Source organism: Asticcacaulis excentricus CB 48 (genome assembly GCF_000175215.2).
Taxonomy (GTDB): domain Bacteria; phylum Pseudomonadota; class Alphaproteobacteria; order Caulobacterales; family Caulobacteraceae; genus Asticcacaulis; species Asticcacaulis excentricus.
Window position 1 is genome coordinate 430,239 of sequence record NC_014816.1, and the last position, 21,994, is coordinate 452,232.

The 21,994-nt window shown below is 59.5% G+C and carries 21 protein-coding genes; 8 read left to right on the forward strand and 13 right to left on the reverse strand.

Translation table 11 applies throughout. The features are described from left to right. Window positions 1-91: 91 nt before the first annotated feature. From ASTEX_RS02020 to pseI, 5 genes are read left to right on the forward strand one after another with little or no spacing between them, the layout of a single operon-like run. Window positions 92-760: a YiaD family glycine zipper/OmpA-like lipoprotein gene (locus ASTEX_RS02020; RefSeq protein ID WP_013477941.1), complete on the forward strand. Its 669-nt coding sequence runs from the start codon at window positions 92-94 to the stop codon at window positions 758-760. A gap of 57 nt (window positions 761-817) precedes the next feature. Next, window positions 818-1,630, forward strand: a complete 813-nt coding sequence (locus ASTEX_RS02025; protein WP_013477942.1) for a WecB/TagA/CpsF family glycosyltransferase — start codon at window positions 818-820, stop codon at window positions 1,628-1,630. 29 nt (window positions 1,631-1,659) lie between these two features. Next, the gene (pseB, locus tag ASTEX_RS02030) at window positions 1,660-2,706 is read left to right on the forward strand and encodes a UDP-N-acetylglucosamine 4,6-dehydratase (inverting) (protein ID WP_013477943.1); all 1,047 of its coding nucleotides are present in this window, start codon (window positions 1,660-1,662) and stop codon (window positions 2,704-2,706) included. Further along, a complete protein-coding gene (gene pseC / locus ASTEX_RS02035; protein ID WP_013477944.1) occupies window positions 2,703-3,896 on the forward strand; it encodes a UDP-4-amino-4,6-dideoxy-N-acetyl-beta-L-altrosamine transaminase in 1,194 nt (397 codons plus the stop codon). Before pseB ends, pseC begins: the two co-directional genes overlap by 4 nt. Then, window positions 3,893-4,942, forward strand: a complete 1,050-nt coding sequence (pseI, locus tag ASTEX_RS02040; protein WP_013477945.1) for a pseudaminic acid synthase — start codon at window positions 3,893-3,895, stop codon at window positions 4,940-4,942. The genes pseC and pseI overlap by 4 nt, the downstream gene beginning before the upstream one ends. A 5-nt stretch (window positions 4,943-4,947) precedes the next feature. On the opposite strand, the gene ASTEX_RS02045 is transcribed toward pseI, so the two are convergent. The 11 genes from ASTEX_RS02045 to ASTEX_RS02095 form a co-directional block, all read right to left on the reverse strand. Beyond that, window positions 4,948-7,101, reverse strand: a complete 2,154-nt coding sequence (locus ASTEX_RS02045) for an exonuclease domain-containing protein (protein ID WP_013477946.1) — start codon at window positions 7,099-7,101, stop codon at window positions 4,948-4,950. 67 nt (window positions 7,102-7,168) lie between these two features. Next, window positions 7,169-8,149, reverse strand: coding sequence for a type II secretion system F family protein (locus ASTEX_RS02050; RefSeq protein ID WP_013477947.1), 981 nt, complete (start codon window positions 8,147-8,149; stop codon window positions 7,169-7,171). 69 nt (window positions 8,150-8,218) lie between these two features. Next, window positions 8,219-9,199, reverse strand: a complete 981-nt coding sequence (locus ASTEX_RS02055) for a type II secretion system F family protein (protein WP_013477948.1) — start codon at window positions 9,197-9,199, stop codon at window positions 8,219-8,221. Window positions 9,200-9,232: 33 nt separating this feature from the next. Continuing rightward, the gene (locus ASTEX_RS02060) at window positions 9,233-10,849 is read right to left on the reverse strand and encodes an ATPase, T2SS/T4P/T4SS family (RefSeq protein WP_013477949.1); all 1,617 of its coding nucleotides are present in this window, start codon (window positions 10,847-10,849) and stop codon (window positions 9,233-9,235) included. A gap of 9 nt (window positions 10,850-10,858) precedes the next feature. Then, window positions 10,859-12,286 carry a CpaE/TadZ family protein gene (locus ASTEX_RS02065; protein ID WP_013477950.1) on the reverse strand — a complete coding sequence of 476 codons (1,428 nt, stop codon included), beginning with the start codon at window positions 12,284-12,286 and terminating at the stop codon, window positions 10,859-10,861. An 8-nt stretch (window positions 12,287-12,294) separates the two neighbouring features. Further along, a complete protein-coding gene (locus tag ASTEX_RS02070) occupies window positions 12,295-12,981 on the reverse strand; it encodes a CpaD family pilus assembly protein (protein ID WP_013477951.1) in 687 nt (228 codons plus the stop codon). A gap of 11 nt (window positions 12,982-12,992) precedes the next feature. Next, window positions 12,993-14,441: a type II and III secretion system protein family protein gene (locus ASTEX_RS02075; RefSeq protein ID WP_245532519.1), complete on the reverse strand. Its 1,449-nt coding sequence runs from the start codon at window positions 14,439-14,441 to the stop codon at window positions 12,993-12,995. A gap of 8 nt (window positions 14,442-14,449) precedes the next feature. Further along, window positions 14,450-15,364: a Flp pilus assembly protein CpaB gene (gene cpaB / locus ASTEX_RS02080; RefSeq protein WP_013477953.1), complete on the reverse strand. Its 915-nt coding sequence runs from the start codon at window positions 15,362-15,364 to the stop codon at window positions 14,450-14,452. Window positions 15,365-15,537: 173 nt separating this feature from the next. After that, on the reverse strand, window positions 15,538-16,053 hold the full coding sequence (locus ASTEX_RS02085; RefSeq protein ID WP_013477954.1) for an A24 family peptidase: 516 nt from the start codon (window positions 16,051-16,053) through the stop codon (window positions 15,538-15,540). A 115-nt stretch (window positions 16,054-16,168) separates the two neighbouring features. Then, on the reverse strand, window positions 16,169-16,342 hold the full coding sequence (locus tag ASTEX_RS19745; protein WP_013477955.1) for a Flp family type IVb pilin: 174 nt from the start codon (window positions 16,340-16,342) through the stop codon (window positions 16,169-16,171). Window positions 16,343-16,420: 78 nt separating this feature from the next. Then, window positions 16,421-16,594 (reverse strand): Flp family type IVb pilin, encoded by a 174-nt coding sequence (locus ASTEX_RS02095; protein ID WP_013477956.1) that lies wholly within the window; start codon window positions 16,592-16,594, stop codon window positions 16,421-16,423. Between the two features lie 379 nt (window positions 16,595-16,973). On the opposite strand from ASTEX_RS02095, the gene ASTEX_RS02100 reads away from it, so the two are divergent. Genes ASTEX_RS02100 through ASTEX_RS02110 form a run of 3 tightly spaced genes read left to right on the forward strand, consistent with a single transcriptional unit; the run spans window position 16,974 to window position 18,574 of the window. Then, window positions 16,974-17,399, forward strand: coding sequence for a pilus assembly protein N-terminal domain-containing protein (locus ASTEX_RS02100; RefSeq protein ID WP_013477957.1), 426 nt, complete (start codon window positions 16,974-16,976; stop codon window positions 17,397-17,399). A gap of 57 nt (window positions 17,400-17,456) precedes the next feature. After that, entirely contained in the window at window positions 17,457-18,020 is a 564-nt protein-coding gene (locus tag ASTEX_RS02105; protein ID WP_013477958.1) for a TadE/TadG family type IV pilus assembly protein, read from the forward strand. Further along, entirely contained in the window at window positions 18,020-18,574 is a 555-nt protein-coding gene (locus ASTEX_RS02110; RefSeq protein WP_013477959.1) for a TadE/TadG family type IV pilus assembly protein, read from the forward strand. Before ASTEX_RS02105 ends, ASTEX_RS02110 begins: the two co-directional genes overlap by 1 nt. Here ASTEX_RS02110 and ASTEX_RS02115 read toward each other — a convergent pair whose 3' ends face one another. Both ASTEX_RS02115 and ASTEX_RS02120 read right to left on the reverse strand, forming a co-directional pair. Further along, on the reverse strand, window positions 18,575-19,969 hold the full coding sequence (locus ASTEX_RS02115; RefSeq protein ID WP_013477960.1) for an anthranilate synthase component I family protein: 1,395 nt from the start codon (window positions 19,967-19,969) through the stop codon (window positions 18,575-18,577). A gap of 513 nt (window positions 19,970-20,482) precedes the next feature. Further along, on the reverse strand, window positions 20,483-21,949 hold the full coding sequence (locus ASTEX_RS02120) for a S41 family peptidase (RefSeq protein WP_013477961.1): 1,467 nt from the start codon (window positions 21,947-21,949) through the stop codon (window positions 20,483-20,485). Window positions 21,950-21,994: the final 45 nt, after the last annotated feature.

Here is a 21,994-nt window from a genome sequence, read left to right on the forward strand (position 1 = left end):
TTATGGGCTTCATCCTAGGTTCATGCGAAAGCGGCTAATTGAACACAACGGCGTTCGTCGCCGCAACGCACAGCATACTGGAGAGACAACTATGCGGAATAAGGCTCTGATCGCCCTGGCTGGGGTCGCATTGATGACCGCCGCCTGCACCACCACCGACCCGGTCACCGGTGAAGTCGTCCGCGACAACACCAAGACCAACGCAATTATCGGGGCCGCCGTCGGCGCAGGCCTGGGTTACGCCACCAACACCAACAAGGGTGAGCAGGGCCGCAAGAACGCCGTCATCGGGGCCGGTATCGGCGCTCTGGCTGGCGCGGCTGTCGGGCAATATATGGACAAGCAGCAGGCCGAGCTGCGCCGCGAGCTGGCCGGGACGAATGTCACGGTGACGCGCAACGGCGACAACATCATCCTCAATATGCCGTCGGATGTGACCTTTGGCTCTGGCAGCGCCTCGATCGATGCCAGCTTCTACCCGGTGCTGAACGACGTGGCGTCGATCCTGAATAAGTACCCGTCCACGTATGTCGATATTGTCGGTCACGCCGACTCGACCGGCTCGGACGCTATCAATGAACCACTGTCGGAAGACCGCGCCAATTCAACGGCGGCCTACCTGACCAGCCGTGGCGTCGTCAACCAGCGCCTGTTCGTCGCTGGCATGGGCTCGCGCCAGCCGATTGCCTCGAACGCTACGCCGGAGGGGCGCGCCAAGAACCGCCGTGTGGAGATTACGTTACGCCCGGTGCAAGAATAGAATTCGTTAACGCTTTTTAGTAGCGGTATCGCAACCGCTCTGAAATAAGCTGGCGGCATGAAACCCTCGTGCCGCCTTTTACCTGTCACTCGTGTCGCCCTGATGGGCGCGCAGATGGACGTGGTAACACCTGATACGGTCATGGACTTTATCGCGGGCACGCGCGGGCGGCAGACCATCATCGCCAATCACAATTTGCATAGCCTCTATCTCTTCCAGAAATGTGCCGATATGCGCCGCTTCTATGCGCAGGCCGACTTGATCGAGATGGATTCAACGCCACTGATCCTGTGGGGGAAGCTGGTGGGGCATGAGATGAGCCGCGCCAATCGCTGCACTTATCTCGACTTCCGCGAAGACTTCTGGTCGCGCGCCGCCGAAGAAGGCTGGCGCGTGTTCCACGTCGGTGGGGCGCCCGAACATAACCAGCTCTCAAAAGACGCTATTTTACGCCGTCACCCCCGCGTGAAACTTGAGGTGCGAAGCGGCTATTTCGACGTCAATGGTCCAGAGAACGACGTCCTGCTTAAGGACATCGCCGCCCATAGGCCGGACGTGCTTCTTGTGGGTATGGGAATGCCGCGTCAGGAGCTCTGGATTCTCAATGCACTCGACCGTCTGCCCCCGTGCGCCATCCTTCCGGTAGGCGCGGCATTCGACTATGAAGCCGGTGTGATGAATACGCCGCCACGCTGGGCCGGGCAATGGGGCATTGAGTGGCTGGTGCGCTTCCTCTACGAACCGAAACGCCTGTTCACCCGCTATTTCATCGAACCGTGGACGCTGATCCCCTTCGTCATGGCCGACCTGCTCGCTCGTCGCCGTGCGCCCGTTAACCAATATGAAAGCGGCGCGCGCCAAAATCTCTGACTGACGCTGCAATAGCGTGAGGGTGTGTCATGAGTGACCTTTTGCGAGAGTTTTCCCCGATCGGGGACCCGGTTCAGGGTAAGGTGGTGCTGATTACTGGCGGGACGGGCAGTTTCGGGCGAAAGCTCGTAGACACGCTACTTGGCCGCTACGACCCTCGCAAAGTGATCATCTTCTCGCGAGACGAATTGAAGCAGTATGAGATGCGTCAGGCGCTGGAAGAACGCTATGACGCGGACAAGCTGTCAAAGCTGCGCTTTTTCCTCGGCGATGTGCGCGACCGGCAGCGGCTGGAGCTGGCCTTCCGAGGCGTCGACGTGGTTGTGCACGCCGCTGCGCTGAAGCAGGTGCCGGCGGCCGAGTATAACCCTTCCGAATGCATCGCGACCAATGTCAACGGCGCGGAAAACGTCGTCTGGGCGTGCTTACAACAGCGCGTGCAGCGGGTGGTGGCGCTTTCCACCGATAAGGCGTGTTCGCCGATCAACCTCTATGGTGCGACCAAGCTGGCGTCGGACAAGATTTTCGTCGCTGCCAACAACCTGTCCGGTGACATCGGCACGCGCTTCTGCGTGGTGCGATACGGCAATGTCGTTGGCTCACGCGGGTCGGTGGTGCCCTACTTCAACCGCCTTCTGGCGCAGGGCGCGACCGAACTGCCCATTACCGATATGCGCATGACACGCTTCTGGATTTCGCTGCATCAGGGCGTCGATTTCGTCCTGTCGTGCCTTGAGACCACGCGCGGCGGCGAAATCTTCGTGCCTAAGATTCCGGCCACCACGGTGTGTGACCTGGCCACTGCCATGGCCCCGCAGGCCGGCCATAAGGTGATCGGTATCCGTCCGGGTGAAAAGCTGCACGAGATCATGATTTCCGCTGACGATTCGCGCTCGACCTGGGAATTGCCGGACCGTTACTTCATTGAGCCGGAATTCGTCGAATACGCCCGCACGCCCACCAGCACCACCGGTGCAACCAAGGTCGACGAGGGCTTTGCCTATTCCAGCGATATCAACCCCGAACGCCTTGATGTCGAGGGTATTCGCGACCTGATGAAGGCCTATCTCGCGTGACGGCCACCCCGTTCCTACCCTACGGACGGCAGTCCATCGCCGACAGTGATATAGAGGCGGTGGTTGAGGCCCTGCGTTCGGATTACCTGACCACTGGGCCAATGGTCGAACGCTTCGAACGCGAACTGGCGGCCACCGTTGGGGCGAAAGAGGCTGTGGTCGTCGCCAACGGTACGGCGGCTCTGCACCTGTGTATGCTGGCGCAGGATCTGACGCCCAGCGATGTCGTCATCGTGCCGTCGATTACCTTTGCCGCCTCTGCCAACTGTGTGGCCTATTGCGGGGCACAGGTCGTCTTTGCCGACGTTGATCCGCTAACGGGTCTGATCACCGACGAGACCTTTGAGGATGCCCTGTCCCTGATCGGTCCGCAAAAGCGCTTTGCCGGGGTCATCCCCGTGCACTATGCCGGGCGTCCGGTCGATATCAGCCGTATCTCCGCTGTGGCGCGTGCGCGCGGGGCCTTTGTCATCGAAGACGCCTGCCATGCGCTGGGCAGCACAGGGCCTCAAGGCCCTATCGGGGCCTGCGCGGCATCGGACATGGCCAACTTCTCCTTTCATCCGGTCAAGACCCTGACCACCGGCGAAGGCGGAGCCATCAGCACCAATGACCTTGAACGGGCGCGCCGTCTGCGCCTGTTGCGTAGCCACGGGATTGAGCGCGACCCGGCCCGCTTTGTAGGTCTCGGCTATGGCGACGGCGACGAAAATGGCGCGTGGGTTTATGAGATGCAGGTGTTGGGGTTCAACTACCGTCTGCCTGACATCAATTGCGCGCTTGGCGTGGCACAACTCAAGCGGTTGCCGGAGTTTATTAAGCGGCGAAAGGCGCTGGTAGCGGCCTATCAAGCTGAGTTGGCACAAAGCAACCTGCCCGTGTCGTGGATGGCTCCGGCCGCGGGCGATGATCCGGTGTTTCACCTGTTTGCCCCCGGCATCGACTTTGCGGCCGTGGGCAAGACCCGCGCCGAGGTGATGGCAGGCTTACGCGAACGCGGTATTGGCACACAGGTCCACTATATCCCCGTGCACCGTCAGCCTTACTGGCAAACACGGCAACTGAGCCCGCGCGCCCTGCCGGGTGCCGATGCTTTCTACCGCTCGACCCTGTCGCTGCCACTTTATCCCGACATGGCCGATGGCGACCCGGCGCGCGTCGTCGAGGCGTTGAAAGAGGTGCTGGCATGACCCCCGAAATCCGCATTTCCGGCCGCAAGATCGGTACGGCTCACAGCCCCTATATCATTTGCGAACTGTCGGGGAACCATAATGGCTCGCTCGAACGCGCGCTGGCGCTGGTCGATGCCGCCGCCGATACGGGCTGCGACGCCATCAAGCTCCAGACCTATACCGCCGACACCATCACGCTGAAATCCGACCGTCCGGAGTTTCAGTTGAAGGGCGGCCTGTGGGACGGTTATTCGCTCTATGACCTCTATGAGGAAGCGCATACGCCCTGGGACTGGCACCCGGCTTTGTTTGAGCGGGCGGCCAAACGCGGCGTGACGATGTTTTCGTCGCCCTTTGACGATACGGCGGTCGATTTTCTCAATGATCTGGGTGCACCGGCCTTCAAGATCGCCTCGTTTGAGTTGATCGACCTGCCGCTGGTCGCCTATGCCGCCTCAAAGGGCAAGCCGCTGATTATGTCTACGGGAATGGCCAATCTGTCCGAAATCGAAGCGGCAGTGGCTACGGCGCGCCAGTACGGCACCGGCGAGATCGTGCTTTTGCATTGCGTCAGTGAATACCCAGCCGACATCCGCGATGCCAATGTGCGCGTCGTCCCGGATCTGGGGGCGAAGTTCGGCTGCCCGTCGGGCCTCAGCGACCATACGTTCGGCACGGCGGCTTCGGTGGCCGCGATTGCGGTCGGCGGCTGCGTCATCGAAAAGCACTTCACGCTGGCGCGCGCCGATGGCGGGCCAGATTCGGGCTTTTCGCTTGAACCGGCGGAATTTACCGCACTGGTGAAGGACTGCAAGGACGCCTGGGCGGCACTGGGGCACATCCATTACGACACTTTGGGCTCTGAGCGCGGCTCCAAGACCTTCCGTCGCTCTCTCTATGTCGTTGAGGACGTCAAGGCGGGCGATATATTCACCAAAGCCAGTGTGCGCTCGGTACGTCCTGGGCTGGGGCTGCCGCCCGCGCGCCTGTGGGACGTGCTGGGCAAAAAGGCGATCCGGGACATTGCACGCGGCGAACCGCTCAGCGACGATATGGTGGGCTAATCGGTCTATCGGGCGTCCCAGTCGCGAATAGGGCTCAGTCGGCGCTCATTGATCAGTTTCAGCAACTCCGCTGCTGCCATCGCGTCCGACAGGGCGCGGTGGTGATTTTTCAACTCAATGCCAAATTCACGCGACAACGGCCCTAGTCCGTAGGCCGCCAGCCCCGGAAAGTGCCGGCGCATCGACGCCACGGTACACATTTTGGGATAACGGAAGGGCCGTTCTAGCCGCCGGTACTCTGCCGACAGGAAACCGTAGTCGAAATTGACATTGTGGGCGACGAAGACCGTCCCTTTCAGAAATGCATCGAAATCGTCGGCGATGTCGGCAAAGCGGGGGGCGTCCCTGACCATTGCGTTGCTGATGCCGGTCAGTTCGGTGATAAAGGGCGGAATGCGGCGTTCGGGATTGATCAAGCTTTGCCAGGTGTCGATGATCTCGCCATTGCGGATCTTCACTGCGCCGATCTCGGTCACGCGCTCATTGGCCGACTGCCCGCCGGTGGTCTCGATATCGACCACCGTATAGACCTGATCCGGGTCGGGGTGGAAGGTAACGCGCAATATGCCCGCCTCAAATCCCGCCTGTCGCAGTAGGTTGAGCCGTGCCAGCTGGTGCCTGCGAACCTGATCGCCTTCGCCTTTGACCTCGATGAATCTGACGCCACACGGACCGATGAGCAGCAGGTCTGGAAAGCCGTCGCGCAAGCCTTGAAAATCGGCGCACAGGGCCGCCACTGTGTCGCGCACGGCCTTCGGCGGGGCGGCGCATAGAAAGTCATGCAGCAGCTTCTCTAAACCCGGCCACCAGCCGAAGATACCGTTCTCACGACCTTCGCGGCGGTTGAGGGTGTCGGCGATCAGGGGCCAGCCGACGCCCGTTTCCAATGCGGCCAGACGCTCTTCAACGACCAACGGGAACAAGGTGGCGAAGCGATTGTCTTTCAGCGCCTGCGGCATCCAGTCGAATTCCGAGGCCAGCGACCCCGGCTGCTCAAACAGTTCGTTCCAGAATAGCAGGCCAAACAGGGCTGGCCACAGGCCGTTTTCAACGTGGTGTGCCGTCCAGCCCTTTGTCTCGTAATGGCGGATGGCCGCCAGTTCCGGCAGGCTGCGATAGAGGTCATCGGCGCCGATCTCTTCGCCCTCGCGCAGCAGGTCGGTAAACGCACTCGTGCGTTTCTTGCCGAACTTGCGACGGTAGAAGTCGTCGGCGAACAGAAAGGCCTCATCGTGCGCCGGGGAGTCGAGCATGGACTCCAGCAGGCCCAGCACGCGCTCTGTCTCGCCCCGCCCGTGCAACAGTCGGATGGTGCGTTCCTGACTCTCGAACAGGCCCGATTGTGCGTAAAAACCGATGGCCTGATCCGTGTCCTTCTGCCGCTCGAAAAAGCGCCCCAGATCGTGCATCAGCCGGTCGCGCAGACCGTCAACAAACGGCGTGGCGGGGGCGGGAAGAGTGTCGGCACGCTCCGCCAGTCGCTGATAGTCCTCTGGCGCCGCCCCCTTCAAGGACCGTAGCGCCTGCGTATAGGCATGGCCGCCCAATGCCTCCTCGCGGCTGACGAAGCGCGCCTGATAGGCCGTCTGACCGCGCACCGAGACGACGCCCAGATCCCGTAGGGTAAAGGCCGTCAGATTGTCGCTCAGCTTGCCAAAATAGAGGTAGAGCAGGAAGCCCACTGTCTCCCGATGCCCCGGCACCCAGGTGGTGTGCGAAAAACTGGCGGCGAAATCCTCGAACGGCAGGTTCGCTTCGACTGCCCGCGCCACCTGCGCCTTCGACCACTGGCGCGCTAGGGCGATGTCGTTTTCGCGCGCCATCTGCTCCAGCACGGGCCGTGTCAGGGTATCGAGCCATGACCTGTAATCTTCGGCAGAGGCGCGGCGCGCGAACCCGGCTTCGGCCAGTTCCTCCAGCCGCCACTCGATCTCGCCGATCTCGGTATAGACGAGATCAGCGGCCGTAAACACCGGACGTTTGCGGTTCGACATGCGAATAAACAGGCACTGGGCTTCAAGGCTCAGACCCGCAAAGTCTGTAATGAAGGTATGCTCGGTCTCACCCAGTACGCTGGCATAGACCTCGCGCACAAAGGCCAGCATCTCGCTGAAGTGTGCGTGGTAATAGGTCGGCGGCAGGGCAGGAAAACGCGACATAATCGACCTCTGGCGTGTCGATATGTTCTTTATATGTTCTCTGCGCGCGATGCAAGTTCGACCGACGCTACTTCTTGCCCATCATATCCATGATGTTGAGGATGGCCGGACCGAGGATCACGACGAAAAGAACCGGCAGGAAGAACACGATCATCGGCACGGTCAGCTGAGCGGGCAGGGCGGCCGCCTTCTTTTCCGCTGCGGACAGACGCAGTTCGCGGTTTTCCTTGGCCATGACGCGCAGGGCCGTGCCGAGCGGTGTGCCGTATTTTTCGGCCTGAATCATCGCCGTACAGACCGACTTGATCCCTGGATAGTTTGTGCGGCGCGCCAGGCCCTCATAGGCCATGCGGCGCTCAGGCAGATAGGAAAGTTCGGCCACCAGCAGTGACAGTTCTTCAGCCAGTTCGATGGAGGCCGAGCCGATTTCCTGCGACACCTTTTGCAGGGCGGCTTCGATCGACATACCCGCTTCCACACAAATCAGCAGCAGGTCTAGCGCATCAGGAAAGGCGGTAACGATGGAGGCGCGGCGCTTGGATGCGGCGTTACTGATGTAGATGTTCGGGGCGTAGTAGCCGGCGACAAACATGGCGACGCAGATCAGGATCTTGATGTTCGGCGGCTGTCCGAAATCGTTGACCACATAGATGTAGAAGGTCGAAAGCGCTCCCATGACGAAGGGCATCAGGAAGCGGAAGAAATAGAAGGTGGTAATGGGTTTGGGCCCGCGGAAACCAGCCATGGCCAGCTTGTCCACCACCTTGGGGTCTTCGAGCAGGGTCTTCAGATTCAGGCGATCGACGATCCGCTTGTAAAGGCTCTCGTCGGTCTGGCGCAGACCGCTGTTGCTGGCTTGAACCATGGATTGACGTGACTGACGACGCAGTTCTTCGCGTCGTTGCGCTACGGCCTTCATCCGCTTGTCCAACTGCTCCCCCGACAGGGATGAGCGCAGCAGGGTCAGAACCGCCAAAAAGGCCAGTATGGCGACCACAAGGGCAATCAGATTGGCCGGCTGCATCAGGGTGAAGGCCAGCTCTTTCATGCCTTTGCTTCCCAGTTACATTCGGTTTTTGCAAAGCGGGGCGGCGTTTTCATCGGAAATCATCCCGCTCTAAAATTTGAAGTTGATCATTTTGCGCATCATGAAGATGCCGCACAACATCCAAACCGCTCCGCCCAGCAGCATGAAATTGCCGCGCGGGTCGGTTAGCAACGGCCCCATATAGCCAGGGTTGGTGATATAGATCATGATGCCCACCCCTGGCGGCAGGACCCCGATGATGGAGGCCGAAGCGATGGCTTCGGACGACAGGGCCTTAATCTTCTCGCGCATCATACGCCGTGAGCGCAGCACGTGCGAGAGGTTGCCAAGCGCTTCGGCAAGGTTTCCCCCGGTCTTTTGCTGGATGGCAATGACAATGGTGAAAAAACGCAGTTCCGGTGTCGGCATCCGCTCGCACATCTTTTCGAGCGACATATCGAGTCCCATGCCGATGGAGATGTTTTCGTTCAGACGTTGAAACTCCGGGCCCAGAGGTGCCGGCAGTTCCTTTGCGATGATCTTCAGGCCGTCATGTACGGGCAGGCCGGACTTGATGCCGCGCACCAGAATGTCGATCGCATCGGCGAAATTGGCGGTGAATTTGGTCGTGCGGCGCTTAGCCAGGAACGATAGCCACCAGCGCGGCGCGCCGTAGCCAAAGGCAAAACCCGCACCCAGAGCCGCCAGAGGGATGCGGCTGACGACAAGGACGATCACCGCGGCGGCTATGCCCAGGGCCACTGACCATATCCAGAAGGTTTTTACATTGGGGGTAAGGCCCGCGTGCTGCAAACGTGCCGTCAGTGACAGGCGCGCCTTGCGTTCGCGTTGCTCTGACTCTTTGAGTTGCAGCAAAATCTGCTTGCGACGCTCCTCAGGTGTGCGGTTTGCAGCGGTGCGCTGGCTCTTGCGCTTGGCAGCCGTGGTGGCACCCATCCCAATGGCCTGAGCGCGTTTCGCCGCGACCTCAGAGGCCCCGCCACTGGTCAGGACGAAACCGACCGAAGCGAGGATGACGAAGCTCAGAAAAGCGATGAGGATGATCATCATGGTCGGTCACCCGCGCAGGCCGGAAGAACCGTATTATTCGGCTGCATCGAGCGCCTCCGCTAGTTCGCGCTCCAGACCGTAATAACGTGCACGGTCCCAGAAGCGCGGACGACCAATGCCGGTCGAGCGGTGGCGGCCTATGATCTTGCCTTCCTTATTCTCGCCCTCGATCTCATAAAGGAAGAGGTCCTGCGTGATGATGACGTCGCCTTCAAGGCCGAGAACTTCGGTGATGTGGGTGATGCGGCGCGAACCGTCGCGTAGACGGGCCGCCTGAACGATGATGTCCACCGACCCCACGATCATTTCGCGGATCGTGCGCGACGGCAAACCATAACCGCCCATTGTGATCATCGATTCCAGACGCGAGATGGCTTCGCGAGGGCTGTTGGCGTGCAGAGTGCCCATCGAGCCGTCGTGGCCAGTGTTCATGGCCTGTAGGAGGTCGAAGGCCTCCGGGCCGCGCACTTCGCCGACGATGATGCGCTCGGGTCGCATCCGCAGACAGTTCTTGACCAGATCACGCATGGTGATCGCGCCTTGACCTTCGAGGTTGGGCGGGCGGGTTTCCAGACGCACCACGTGTGGCTGCTGAAGTTGCAGTTCGGCGGCGTCCTCGCAGGTGATGACGCGCTCGGTCGGGTCGATAAAGGCCGTCATCGTGTTGAGCAGCGTCGTCTTGCCCGAGCCCGTACCGCCGGAGATCAGCACGTTACAGCGCGACGCCCCGATGACACCCAGTACACGTGCCCCTTCCGGACTGATGGAGCCGAACTCCACCAGATTGCGCATGGTTAGCTTGTCTTTCTTGAACTTCCGGATGGTAAGCGTCGGGCCATCGAGCGCCAAAGGCGGCGCGATGACGTTAACGCGCGAACCGTCCGGTAGACGGGCGTCACAGATGGGTGAACTTTCATCGACGCGACGCCCGACCTGTGACACGATGCGCTGACAGATATTCATGAGCTGCGCATTGTCGCGGAAGCGCACATTGGTCAGTTGTACCTTGCCCGAGACTTCTATGAAGACGCGGCCCGCACCATTGACCATGATGTCGGCAATGTCGTCGCGCGCCAACAGCGGCTCCAGTGGCCCGTAACCCAGAACGTCGTTGATAATGTCCTGAACGAGCGCATCCTGCTCGGCGTTGGACATGGAGACATTCTTGATCGTCACCAGTTCCGAGACGATGTCGCGGATTTCTTCTGCAGCCGCTTTCTGATCCAGTTGCGCCAGCTGCGACAGGTCGATGGTGTTTAAAAGCGCGTTGAAGATCGCTGTCTTGGTGGCGTGGTAGTAGTCCGACTGCTCGCGCACGATCTCGGTGACCGTCTGCGCCTTGTGCATCTGGTCGAGACCGGCCGCCATCTTGCCCGCCTTGGGGGCTGGCTTGTCTGTAGTACGGCGATCTTCGGCCGAGGGCGACGTCTCAGCGACGCCCTGCGGACGCGTAGCGATATCCCCGCCAGGCTTGGTCGGAGGCGGTGCACCCTTTATATCCTTGGGTTTTTCGGCAGACGCATTAGCTCCGCTCAGCGCCTGCGGGCGCATCTGCGCGGCGGCCTGAGCGCCCGGTGACGGTGCGGCCGCGCGCGCGGCGCCGAAACCGGCGGGCTTACCCGATGTATCGGTGGGGCGCTTTCCGAACACCTATGGGCCTCACTTCTTCTTCGGGAAGAATTTCCCGATCAGAGACGTTGATGCCGGCTTTTTCTTCGTTTCCGGCGTCCGGCCCGTAATGGTAGCGGTAAGCGCCAGAAGCGCTTCGTGCGCCTTGGAGGCGGGCGCGCATTCGGCGATCATCTGACCGTTATTGGCGGCCTGGCCGAAGGTCTTGGCATCGAAGCTGATGGTGCAGGCCGGGGCAACCCCTAGGGCTGCCGTGAAATCCTTGACCGGGATTTCCGGACGCCCCGGCATATCGATCTGATTGAGGACGATGTGCGGCGGATTGTCGTTCGGGCGGAAAGATTTCAGCAGTTCAATCAGGTTCTTGGCATTGCGTAGGCTGGCAAGGTCCGGCGTGGCGACGATCACCACCTCATCGGCAGCGATAAGACATTTTTTCAACCACGGCGTCCAAATGTGCGGGAGATCCATGACAATGAATGGCGCGACCGAGCGCACCTTGCGCGTTACTTCCTCAAAGGCGTGCTCATCGGCCAGATAGTCCTGATCGAGCGAGGCCGGGGCCGAAAACAGCGACAGACGCTCGGTGCAGCGCGTAAGCATCCGGTCCAGCAGTACCTGATCGAGACGTTCAGGCTCATTCAGCGCATCCGCCATGCCTTGGAGCGGGTCCTGATTGAAGTCGAGACCGGCGGTTCCGAACGGCAGATCATAGTCGGCAATGACCGTATTGGCCTGCATGACTTCTGACAGGCTGTGGGCAAAATTATGCGCCAGCACGGACGAGCCTGCGCCGCCGCGTGCGCCCATAAAGGCAATGGCCCGACCGACGAATGGCGTTTCCGGATCGTTGAACAGGGTGGCGATTGACTTGATCAGTTGCAGCGGCTTAACGGGTGCCACCATGTATTCTGACACGCCCTGACGGATCAGTTCGCGATACAGCGAAATGTCGTTGTGCGCTCCGATCACCACCACCTTGGTATTGGTATCACACACCTCGGCCAGACGGCCAAGCTGATCCAGCAGGCCATGCGCGGCCTCGCTCGATTCCACGATCAGCAGCGACGGGGTCGGTTCTTGCTGGTAGACCGCGATGGCCTCGTCTATGCCGCCGCGGCGGACCAGCGACTGGGCGCGCGCCATGCGGCGATCGAGAGCCGCCGTGTCGCAGGCCTGAAGCGTGGTGTCGTTTTTCGGGAAGAAGTGGATGCCTATGCGTGGAATGGACACTGCGCCCAGATCATCCGTGGGTTCGATAGCCGTAAAGCTAGCCGCCGTCAGGGCCTGACGGGGCAGGCCGGGCTCAGGCGTCAGCGGTTGCAGATCCGCGTCAGGCAGGTCGTCGAACGGATCACCCAGATCAAGAGGGTGTGCCGCTTCGTAGTTTTGTGTGAAGCTATCGTCAGCATCGTCGAAGCTGTCGAATGGATCGTTATGTCTGGCGGGGGATGACATAGGTGGGCTCACTTGATGACCTGGGAGACATTCCCCTTGGCAGCATCATCTCTGGCCGCCGAGGTAACCTCGCCCTTGCGATATTTGTCGATGATAACGGTTCGTCGGCCGGCGTCGCCGGGTGTCGCAGGCTGCGGCGCGGCGATATCGCGCGGATCGTCGATCTGCGCCGCCAGATTGGCGTTTATGGCGCAGCCCAGATTTTGCGGGGCTGCGTTGTGGCGCGTGGCCGCTAGGTTTTCCCATTCGAGATTACAGTCGTTGACCACAGCGCGGTATTCGCGCGTGATCAGGCTGACCACGTCTGCGGGCTGGCCTTCGGCGGTCGTTTGCGACACCGCGTGAACACTGACCTGATGGTCATTTAGGTAGGCGCGAATGGCGGCCCCAGCGCGCAGAGCGTCGGGTGTATTGGCGGTCAGGATGGTCATGTCCAATGCCTCACCACCGTTCCAGCTGGCCTTGCGGGCCACCTGGTCGAGGGCGCGGCGTTGATTGTCGGACAGGCCGCTCTTGGGGTGGATCTTGAAATGCAGCGCATCGGTACGCGACTCGGCCTGAAGGGGATATTGGTCGAGCGGTGTCGGCGCATGAGCCTGAAGCTTGGGCGGTGCGTCAGTGGCGCAGGCCGACAACAGGGATGCGCCCAGAAGCAGCGCGGTGAATTCGAAGGGGGCCGGGCGGTTCATGGTCATGTCGCAGGTTCCTATTCGATCACATAGCCGATGGGGGCCTGATAGCTGCCGGCCAGAGGCGGCGCTTCGGCGACTTCGCCACGCTTGGCGCGCACGGATTTGTTCAGGCGTCCGAGGAAGACGGACTCGAGGTCGGAGGCGACCTGGAAGTTGTCGGCCGGGGTTTGGAAGGCGTCTGGCGACTTGGCCGAAATGATATAGGGGGTGACGATGACCACCATTTCTGTTTGCTCATCAAGGAAGTCACGAGAGCGGAACAGAGCCCCCAGAACCGGGATGGTCGTCATCCCGGGCAGGGCGTCGATGCTCTGCTTGTACTTAGATTGCAGCAGCCCGGCGATCATAAGCGAACCTCCCGACGGCAGTTCGACCGTGGTTTCGGCGCGACGCACCGACAAGCCAGGAATGGTGAAGGTATCATCGAGCGAGAAGGAACCGGTATTTACGATTTCAGAAACCTCGGTCGAAAGCTTCAGCGAGATGGTGCCGTTGGACAGTACCACCGGCGTAAAGCCGAGCCCGACGCCATAGGTCTTGAATTCGACGGTGACACGGCCCTGCGTATCCTTGGCTACCGGAACAGGGAATTCACCGCCCGCAAGGAACTTGGCCGACTCACCCGATACGGCGGCCAGATTGGGCTCAGCTAGAGTACGCACCAGCCCAACACGTTCAAAAGCCTGAAGCGAGGCCGACAGAAGTTTGTCGGCATAACCGATTTTCATGCCACCCAGAGCCTTGCCATTGGTGCCGTAGGTGGGCGCGTTCTGAAGGGCGTACTGGACCTCTCCGGTCTGACCGGACAGGCCGTTGAAGTTAAAGCCCATCTGCTTAATCGAGGATTTCTGAACCTCGACGATCCGCACCTTGAGGCTGACCTGATCCTTTCCTGCAACGGATAGCATGTTGATGATGTTTTCCGGCTTTTCGGCGAAGGCCACCGACAGGCGCTGGATGGCTTCGGACTCGCTGGCGTTCGCTACCACACCCGATAGGATGACATAGCCATTGACGCTCTGCACCTGCACATCCGATTGCGGATAGAGCTTTTGTACCGTATCGGACAGCTGATCGGTGGAGACGCCCACGCGAATCTGCAGGTTCAGGATCTGACGGCCGGTCGCATCAAAGAAGATGGCATCCGACTGACCGGCCGCGACGCCGAGGACGAAGATGCGGCGCGGCGTGCGCAGTACGGCGTCAGCCACAGCCGGGTTTGAGACGAAGACATCAGCGGCATCCACTGGCAGGTCAACCACGGCCGAGCGCCCCTTGGCCAGATTGAGCACCTGCGTGCGGGCACCGGAGGTCTGGGTCTGCACAGTCATGGGGCTGACCGGCGCGCTATAGGGTTTGGGGGCGGCCTCAACGCCGCTGACCGCCATACTACTCAACAGCAGGCCAGCGGCAAAAGCTGCAAGAAGGGGATAGGGCCGTGCCATATCAAAATGTCTCTTCATCGAAACTCTCATCGGGATACAGGCACGTCCGTGCCCTGACCGTTACGATAGACGACCACCTTGTTGCCGGTGCCAGTTGCGGAAGGACCGACGCGACCTGAGGGGCCGCCGACATCGGCATAGGAACGCAGCATCAGTGACAAAGGCCCCTGGGCCTTAGCCTGCGCTAGGGCTTCACCCTCCTCGGGACGAACCTCCAACGTGGCGGTGGCACCGATGACCGAGGGCTGATCGGATTTGGCCTCGACGGTTTGATCAACGGCCAAAACCTTGACGTTACGGAGGACCGGCTTAGCCACGTGCGTGGTCTGACCATTGGATTGAAGTTCTGTCGAAACCACGATATCGACCCGGTCGCCGGGGAGGATAAAACCACCCGCCGTGCTTTCGACCGTCACCGGCACGGCCATGGCGCGCATACCGGGGGCAAGCATGACGGCCATGAAACCACCTGCATCGGCGCGCACGACCTTGCGCGCCACGATCGGCTCATTGGCTAGCATTTCTTCGCGCACTACACCGCCGAGCACGGCGTCCATGCCGCGAGTCGGGTTCAGCGTCTTGTCAGCTACGTCGGCGACCTGAGCCGCACCGTTTTTTACCTTTTCCTCCAGGGCCTTATCTTCGGCAGACTTGGCTTCAGCCGGGGCAACGGGGGTCACCGGCTTGTCGGTAAAATAGGATTCGGTGATGCCGTCTTCTGGCCAGGCCTTCCAGGCCAGATCCGCCTCGGCGATGCGTTCGCCGACCTTCAGGTGACGCGCCGCAACCAGCACCTTGACCGTCGGCGCTTCGACCGCAACCTTTTGCGAGGCGTTGGCGTTGGACGCGCCATTGCCGCCGATCATCCCGCGCACGACCAGCGCCAGCAAAAGCGCTGCGACTGCGGCGATGCCGACTACGACAAAACGTGACGCCTTCATGGAGGTTCCCCTTCAAAGCCCCGGCGGCGTTCTGGCGCGCGCGGATAGCCAGTCAATTGGCAGTTACTTTGAATCTTGGCTTAACGGTGGTTAACGGGAGCCTAAGGAATGCTTATAGACGGGAGAATTTGTAAAAAACAAAGGGCTGAAGTGCCGTTGTTCTGTTTCACGCCCTACGCGGCGAGCGTGTTCAGAAGTGGCCAAAGGTCACTGTAAGGTATGGCCAGCAGCCCCCCCGCGCAAATGGCCACACCATAAGGTATGTCACCCTTGGGTTTAAGCAGGGTTTGCAACCATTGTGGAAGGGTCGGAAGATAAATTTGCAAGGTCTGGCGCGCTAACAGGAGCAGGAGGGTGAAGCCTCCGCCAACAAGTGCGGTATATACCAAGAAGGCGAGCACACCATCCGTATGAAACCACAGTGCCGTAGCTGCCAACAGTTTTGCATCGCCCCCACCTAGAACCTTAAAGGCAAAAGCCGCAAACCCTATAACGAGAATGCCGAGTCCAATTCCTACGTGAATGGCGAAGCCTACCGGCGTCAGGCCCATCAGCACGGCCGCAGGAAAAAACACTCCGGCTAAAATTAAACTTAGACGGTTCGGGATGGTCATTGAGCGTAGGTCGCTAACCGCCGCCCAGACTAGACAAGCCGGGTAGACGAGGCAGAAAAGGGCAGGGATCAACATAGTTCGGCACTTAATGACGGGTTGTGAGCTACCTAAATCTCAATTGAGTTAAGAAATGCTTTTAGAGGGTCGTGCACTGATTATTGGCGTAAAATGGTCAAGAGTGTGAACGTATCTAGCCGATAGCGGGCGTAAGTTTCGCCGAGATGAAGCTATACATGTTTTTGAAACTTTCCCCGTATGCCAGTATGGCTCCAGAGGCAGCTAGAAAAACCAAGGACGCTATGAGAGCATACTCGATGGCTGTTGCCCCAGATTTATCACTCAAAAATTCTCGAACGATCTGCATCGAAGGGCTCCTCTAAGGCAAAAAGGCCGCAGATTGTTATCTGCGGCCTCGGTCAGCAACAGCTAACGTGTTTTAGACTTAGCTTGCTTGAACAAGCTTGTCCGAAACGCCCTTGAAGGTGGCGTCGAGATTTTTGCCGAGGGCGCCGAGAGTCGTGATCAGCGCGACGGCGATCAGGGCGGCGATAAGGCCGTATTCGATAGCGGTAGCGCCCGATTCGTCGTTCGCAAAGTTCTTGATCAGGTTGGTCATGAGAGTCTCCATTAGAGTAGTATGCTAAGCAAGTGAGTTTAAGAATTCGGACCGGGGTGGTGAGTTGCTTGCCTCACTTGCTCCCGAACACGAATGCAGACTATCCGGTCACAATTAATATGAAGTAAATGATCCGAATTTTGAGAAAAAAAATCTATAGTTAATAAGTATTTACTGTAAATTTTTGTTAAGGTTAATTCTTGTACACGATATTAAATATTGAATTTTGGCCATAATTTTTTCCATTAATATTGTGTTTAGCATTTTTAAACATATCTTGTTTACTGGTGTTCGTAACCTGAAGCTCATATTCGTAAGGCAGGCTGGGGTTGCGCCAGGGGCACAACGGGTCCGGCTCTCTTGCAGACGGAGATAAAAAATGACGAAGCAGATAATTATGGCCGGATGTCTGGCCCTGACGGCTCTTCTGTCGGCCGGTGCGGCCGAGGCCGCAAGCAAGATCGTGGTCGAAAAAAACCACAGCACACGGGTGGTTTTGCCCGCCTCGGCCGGTTCGGTGATCGTCGGCAATCCCGAAGTGGCTGATGTGACCGTCGTCGATTCTCGCACTATATATATAATGGGGCGGGGTTTTGGCCGGTCCTCGGTGTCGGTCACCGATAGCGCCGGGCGCAATATCTTCGATGCCGACGTGATGGTTGGCACCCCGGTTGAGGGGGGCGTTACGGTTTATAAGGGTCTTAAACCTAGCACGATGATCTGTAGCCGCACCTGTATTGAGCAGACGGATGGGATGCAGTCAGCTAGTCCGACACCGGCCGCGCCGCCTTCCCCGGCGAGTTAATTCCCTCAGCTTAACCGCCTGTTGACTCACCCTCGTCTAGGATGAGGGGGATTTTACGTGGATGGGATCATCAGGGTGCGTATACGGCTGAAAAAACTCGGAAAGACCCCCCCCTGTCCGATGACGGGGTTGTGGCGCGATCGCAGGGGTGCAACGGCGGTGGAATTCGCCCTTATCGCCTTTCCTTTCTTTGGTTTGATCATGGGCTGTATCGAGCTGGCCATCGTGTTGTTTGCCGGCGTCTCCCTTGATCTGGCGACCGCTAAGGTGTCACGGGAGCTTCGCACGGGAACCTCCGGAAAGGCCACTACGTCTGCGATCTTCATCACCAAGGTGTGCAATGAAATGGCATGGATAGGCTCGGACTGTAAATCTAAGCTTCGCGTCGATGTCCGCACTTTCACCAATTTTCAGATGGTGAGCCAGGCCCCTGATGTCATAGTCGACGGTAAGTTTGTCAGCATGCAATATACGGTGGGCGGTAGCAGTCAGATACAACTGGTGCGAGCGTATTACCCCTGGCCGGTATTCTCGCCATTTCTGAAACCCGGTCTCGGTTCTCTGAGCAGCGGGGAGACCGTGCTCTCTTCAATCATCGTGTTCAAGAACGAGCCCTTCTGATGCTAAGACGTCTGCGCCAAACTCTTCATATCGGGCTCAGAGCCCGCAATGGCACGGCGGCGGTGGAATTTGCCCTGATCGCTCCCATCCTTATTGTCATCTACTGGGGTCTGGCGGATCTTAGCCTGGGCATTATGGCCAACCGTAAGACGGCGCATCTCGCGGCCACTATGGGGGATCTGGTCGCGCAATCGGAAAGCCTGACCCAAGCCAATGTAAGCGATATATTTGAGATCGGGACTAGTATTCTTGAGCCCTTTCCCGCGGGGACCAGTTTACAGATGCGGATTTCGAGCGTGACGCGCAATAAGACCACAGGTGTCATTGCCGCTGACTGGACGCCGGCGCCGAGCAAAAACTGGAAAGGGACGACAACCGTTGATACCAAAGGCCTGACTACCGATCAGCTGCCGGCCGGTGAAACCCTAATCATTACCGAAGTCATTTATGACTTTACGCCCCCGATCGGTAAATTTTTGCCCGTACAAACAACCTTCAAAAGCACAACCTACCATCATCCTCGCTCTGGCGCGGTCATTCCCCTGAAACCTTGATTAGAGTTCACGTTCCAGCACTCTTCGGAACAGGGACAGCTTGGTTTCGGTTTCTCGGCGTTCATCGGCGGGATTGGAGTCGGCGACAATACCGCCACCCGCACTGACCCTTAAGTGCCACTGGCCCAGAGTATCGCGTTCGCAGGCGGCCGTGCGGATCAGTACATTCGAGTCCATGGCGCCCGACGCATCGACCCAGAACAGCGAGCCGCAATAGGGGCCGCGCGGGGCCTCCAGCGCCTGAATGACCTTCATCGCCTGCACCTTGGGCGCTCCAGAAATAGAGCCGGGTGGGAAGGTGGCCAGCAGCACATCCGCCGCCATATATCCCGCTTTCAGTTGCGCCGTTACCACGGACACAAGATGGTGCACGTTCGGATAGGATTCTAGCGCGTTCAGTGCTTCGACGCGCACCGAGCCGACCTCTGCGACTTTCGACAAGTCGTGGCGCATCAGATCGACGATCATCAGATTTTCAGCGCGATCCTTGGCACTGTTGAGCAGCTCCCGACCCAGCGCCGAGTCAGCCTGCGGCGTGTGTCCGCGTGGGCGCGTGCCCTTGATAGGGCGAGTTTCCATCCGGCCGTCGGCCCCAAGGCGGATAAAGCGTTCGGGGCTGTTCGATACCACGGCGCGATTCCCAAAGCGCACAAAGGCCCCGAAAGGACTGGCCCCCGCTTCGGCCAGCGCCTGTAAAATGTGATCGGGCGTGAGGCCGGGTTTTAGAGCGCCGCGCCAGCCGCGCGCCAGATTGGCCTGAAACAGGTCTCCGGCATGGATTTGCGCCACCAGCGTCGCAACCTTCGCCTCAAACTCTGCGTCCGGCGTTTCGCTCATCAGTGGGCCATCCATCAGGGTGGAGGGCGGGGGCATGGACACCACGGTTTCGACCTGCGCCGCCAGGGCCTCGGCCCGTTCACGCGCCGCGTCCGCCGTTGCGCCGCGCCCCAGTACCAGGCGCCTCTTATGATGCAGGTCGAACGCCAGAACTGCCGAAAAGCGAATTAAGACCAGTTCGGGCCACGGTTCAGCCCCCAACTCAAACGCACGCAGGGGCAGGTTTTCCAGCCTTGGGCCAAGCTCAAACCCGGCCAGCCCGATCAGCCCGCCGGTAAAGGGTGGCAAATCCGTACTAGCGTCGCCGTGAACATGGGTGTCACCCAACACCTGCGCGCAGGCCGCGCGCAACACCTCTTCCGGGCGGCGCGCGTCATCAAAAGCAAAAATCTCTGTCTCATCGGGTGCCACACACAGCCACGACCAGCGCCCCAGCGCGCCGCCATCGGACAGGAAACCGGCGCAGTGTTCCGACCTCAGCACGCTGCCGAAAAAGGCTTCGGGCGGTCGGTAGGGCAGCGACAATATGTACAGATGCTCAGGCAGTGCGCGGGTCATTCGTGTTCACGGCGGGTGGCTTAAACTCTCACGGCAACTTGATTCGCTCGTTAAGCCATTGAGGATCATTATGATTGCAGGTTTCGCCACACAAGCCGGTCTGTCCCATATTCTTTGGTCAGACACTCTCTGGCATGTATGACGAGTGGCCTATGGATGGAGGTCCATGAGATGTATCCTGACGCCCGGTGCGACGCATCGGGCGTTTTTTTACAGAGCTTATTTCGTTAGGGTTGAAGCGAAATCACGCTCTGAATGTTTGGTTTGACGCGCTTTTAATCCGAAAAGTGCGTCACGCTTCTCAGGAAGCGCTGGGCCTTGTACGCGCTCGGCCCGTGTGCGGATTTTAAAACCCCCACTAAAACACATTATACAAACGGCCGGGAATGCTCATCGCATCTGGCCGTTGAAGACATGAGACTGTCTCATATGTGTCCGTGGCATGAGACAGTCTCGAATGGAATATCAAGGGCCATTTTCAATGACACTTGGTGCGAGGCGGCGGGTTAGGACTTACTTCGGTTGCGCCGAGCTTGAGGACGACGAAGAAGACGAAGAGGTCGCTGTACCCGGTGCCGCCGCTGGAGCCGGTTTGGCGGGGCCCGCCTTGGTTTTGCCGGCAAAGCGTTCGCTTGGCGTATCGACCAGATCGGACATAGCCAGCTTGAGGCCGCGCGGGTGCGCCGCCGCCATCTTCACATCGCCACCATAGTTCAGAACGTCGATAGCGCGCGCCAGTTGGAAATCACCGGTTTTGACATCGTAGGAATCCGGCGGCACTTCGGACACCACGTGCGCTTCCTGACGCTTCTTGCCTTCATCAGCATCCAGCGCGTTCTTGTAGTCGGCTTCCGAGAACGAAAAGGCACGATTGGCAATCACTTTGGCCTGATCGCGCGATTGCGCCACTTCCAGATCGGGCTCGATCCCCGTCTTCTGGATCGAGCGACCCGACGGGGTGTAGTAGCGTGCAATGGTCATCTTCACCGCGCGGTTTTCACCTAGATTGATGACGCTCTGAACCGAGCCCTTGCCAAAGGTGGTCAGGCCGACGGTTGAGGCCCGCTTGTGATCCTGAAGCGCGCCTGCGACGATTTCTGCAGCCGAGGCTGTGCCTGGATTGGTTAGCACCACGATTGGCTTGCCGTTCATGATGTCGCCTTTATGGGCCTGATAGCGGGTGATGTCGTCCGCCTTGCGGCCGCGCTGTGACACCACTTCGCCGCCTTCGAGGAACAGGTCAGCGACGCCCACCGACTGATCGAGCAGACCGCCGGGATTGTTGCGCAGATCGAGGATCAGCCCCTTCATCTGCGGGTTCTTCGTGCGCAGATCGCTCAGCGCCTCATAGGATTCGCGTGCTGTATTCTCGTTGAAGTTCGAGATGCGCAGATAGCCGTACGCGCCTTCCATGCGCGCCTTCACCGACTTCACATTGATGATTTCGCGCTTCAGCTTAACGTCGAACGGCTCGTCCTTGCCTTCACGGTAGATGGTCAGCGTCAGGTCCGTCTCCGGCGTCCCCTTCATCTTGGACACAGCCTCGTTCAGGCGCATCCCCAGAATCGAGGTGCCGTCGATGGCGGTGATAAAGTCGCCCGACTGGATGCCGGCCTTCATGGCGGGGGTGTCGTCCATCGGGGTGACCACTTTCACCGCGCCGTCTTCGGATTGCACCTCGAGGCCGATGCCGCCATAGGCGCCCTTGGTACGTTCCTGAAGGTCGGTGAAATCATCCGCCGACAGGTAGTTCGAATGTGGATCGAGAGAGGACAGCATGCCCTGAAGTGCGGCTTCGATCAGCTTCTTGTCGTCCACCTCGACCACATAGTTCTGCTTGACCAGCGCCACGACGTCGCCAAACAGTTCAAGCATTTCATAGGTGTCGGACTTGGGCGAAAAGGCGGGCTGATTGGCGTAGGCCACCGCACCGATGCTCAGGGCCAGAGCGGCGACGCCGCCCAGGAAGTAATTTCTCATATAGTCCTCGTTAGGGTCAAAGACCCTGTAATCGCCACCCGCAAA

Bases quoted from the DNA above. Each gene is read 5' to 3' on its own strand.
- ASTEX_RS02020 (WP_013477941.1), top strand. From the start codon at position 92: ATGCGGAATAAGGCTCTGATCGCCCTGGCTGGGGTCGCATTGATGACC.
- ASTEX_RS02025 (WP_013477942.1), top strand. From the start codon at position 818: ATGAAACCCTCGTGCCGCCTTTTACCTGTCACTCGTGTCGCCCTGATG.
- pseB (WP_013477943.1), top strand. From the start codon at position 1,660: ATGAGTGACCTTTTGCGAGAGTTTTCCCCGATCGGGGACCCGGTTCAG.
- pseI (WP_013477945.1), top strand. From the start codon at position 3,893: ATGACCCCCGAAATCCGCATTTCCGGCCGCAAGATCGGTACGGCTCAC.
- ASTEX_RS02045 (WP_013477946.1), bottom strand. From the start codon at position 7,101: ATGTCGCGTTTTCCTGCCCTGCCGCCGACCTATTACCACGCACACTTC.
- ASTEX_RS02050 (WP_013477947.1), bottom strand. From the start codon at position 8,149: ATGAAAGAGCTGGCCTTCACCCTGATGCAGCCGGCCAATCTGATTGCC.
- ASTEX_RS02055 (WP_013477948.1), bottom strand. From the start codon at position 9,199: ATGATGATCATCCTCATCGCTTTTCTGAGCTTCGTCATCCTCGCTTCG.
- ASTEX_RS02065 (WP_013477950.1), bottom strand. From the start codon at position 12,286: ATGTCATCCCCCGCCAGACATAACGATCCATTCGACAGCTTCGACGAT.
- ASTEX_RS02070 (WP_013477951.1), bottom strand. From the start codon at position 12,981: ATGACCATGAACCGCCCGGCCCCCTTCGAATTCACCGCGCTGCTTCTG.
- ASTEX_RS02075 (WP_245532519.1), bottom strand. From the start codon at position 14,441: ATGAAGAGACATTTTGATATGGCACGGCCCTATCCCCTTCTTGCAGCT.
- cpaB (WP_013477953.1), bottom strand. From the start codon at position 15,364: ATGAAGGCGTCACGTTTTGTCGTAGTCGGCATCGCCGCAGTCGCAGCG.
- ASTEX_RS02085 (WP_013477954.1), bottom strand. From the start codon at position 16,053: ATGTTGATCCCTGCCCTTTTCTGCCTCGTCTACCCGGCTTGTCTAGTC.
- ASTEX_RS19745 (WP_013477955.1), bottom strand. From the start codon at position 16,342: ATGCAGATCGTTCGAGAATTTTTGAGTGATAAATCTGGGGCAACAGCC.
- ASTEX_RS02095 (WP_013477956.1), bottom strand. From the start codon at position 16,594: ATGACCAACCTGATCAAGAACTTTGCGAACGACGAATCGGGCGCTACC.
- ASTEX_RS02100 (WP_013477957.1), top strand. From the start codon at position 16,974: ATGACGAAGCAGATAATTATGGCCGGATGTCTGGCCCTGACGGCTCTT.
- ASTEX_RS02110 (WP_013477959.1), top strand. From the start codon at position 18,020: ATGCTAAGACGTCTGCGCCAAACTCTTCATATCGGGCTCAGAGCCCGC.
- ASTEX_RS02115 (WP_013477960.1), bottom strand. From the start codon at position 19,969: ATGACCCGCGCACTGCCTGAGCATCTGTACATATTGTCGCTGCCCTAC.
- ASTEX_RS02120 (WP_013477961.1), bottom strand. From the start codon at position 21,949: ATGAGAAATTACTTCCTGGGCGGCGTCGCCGCTCTGGCCCTGAGCATC.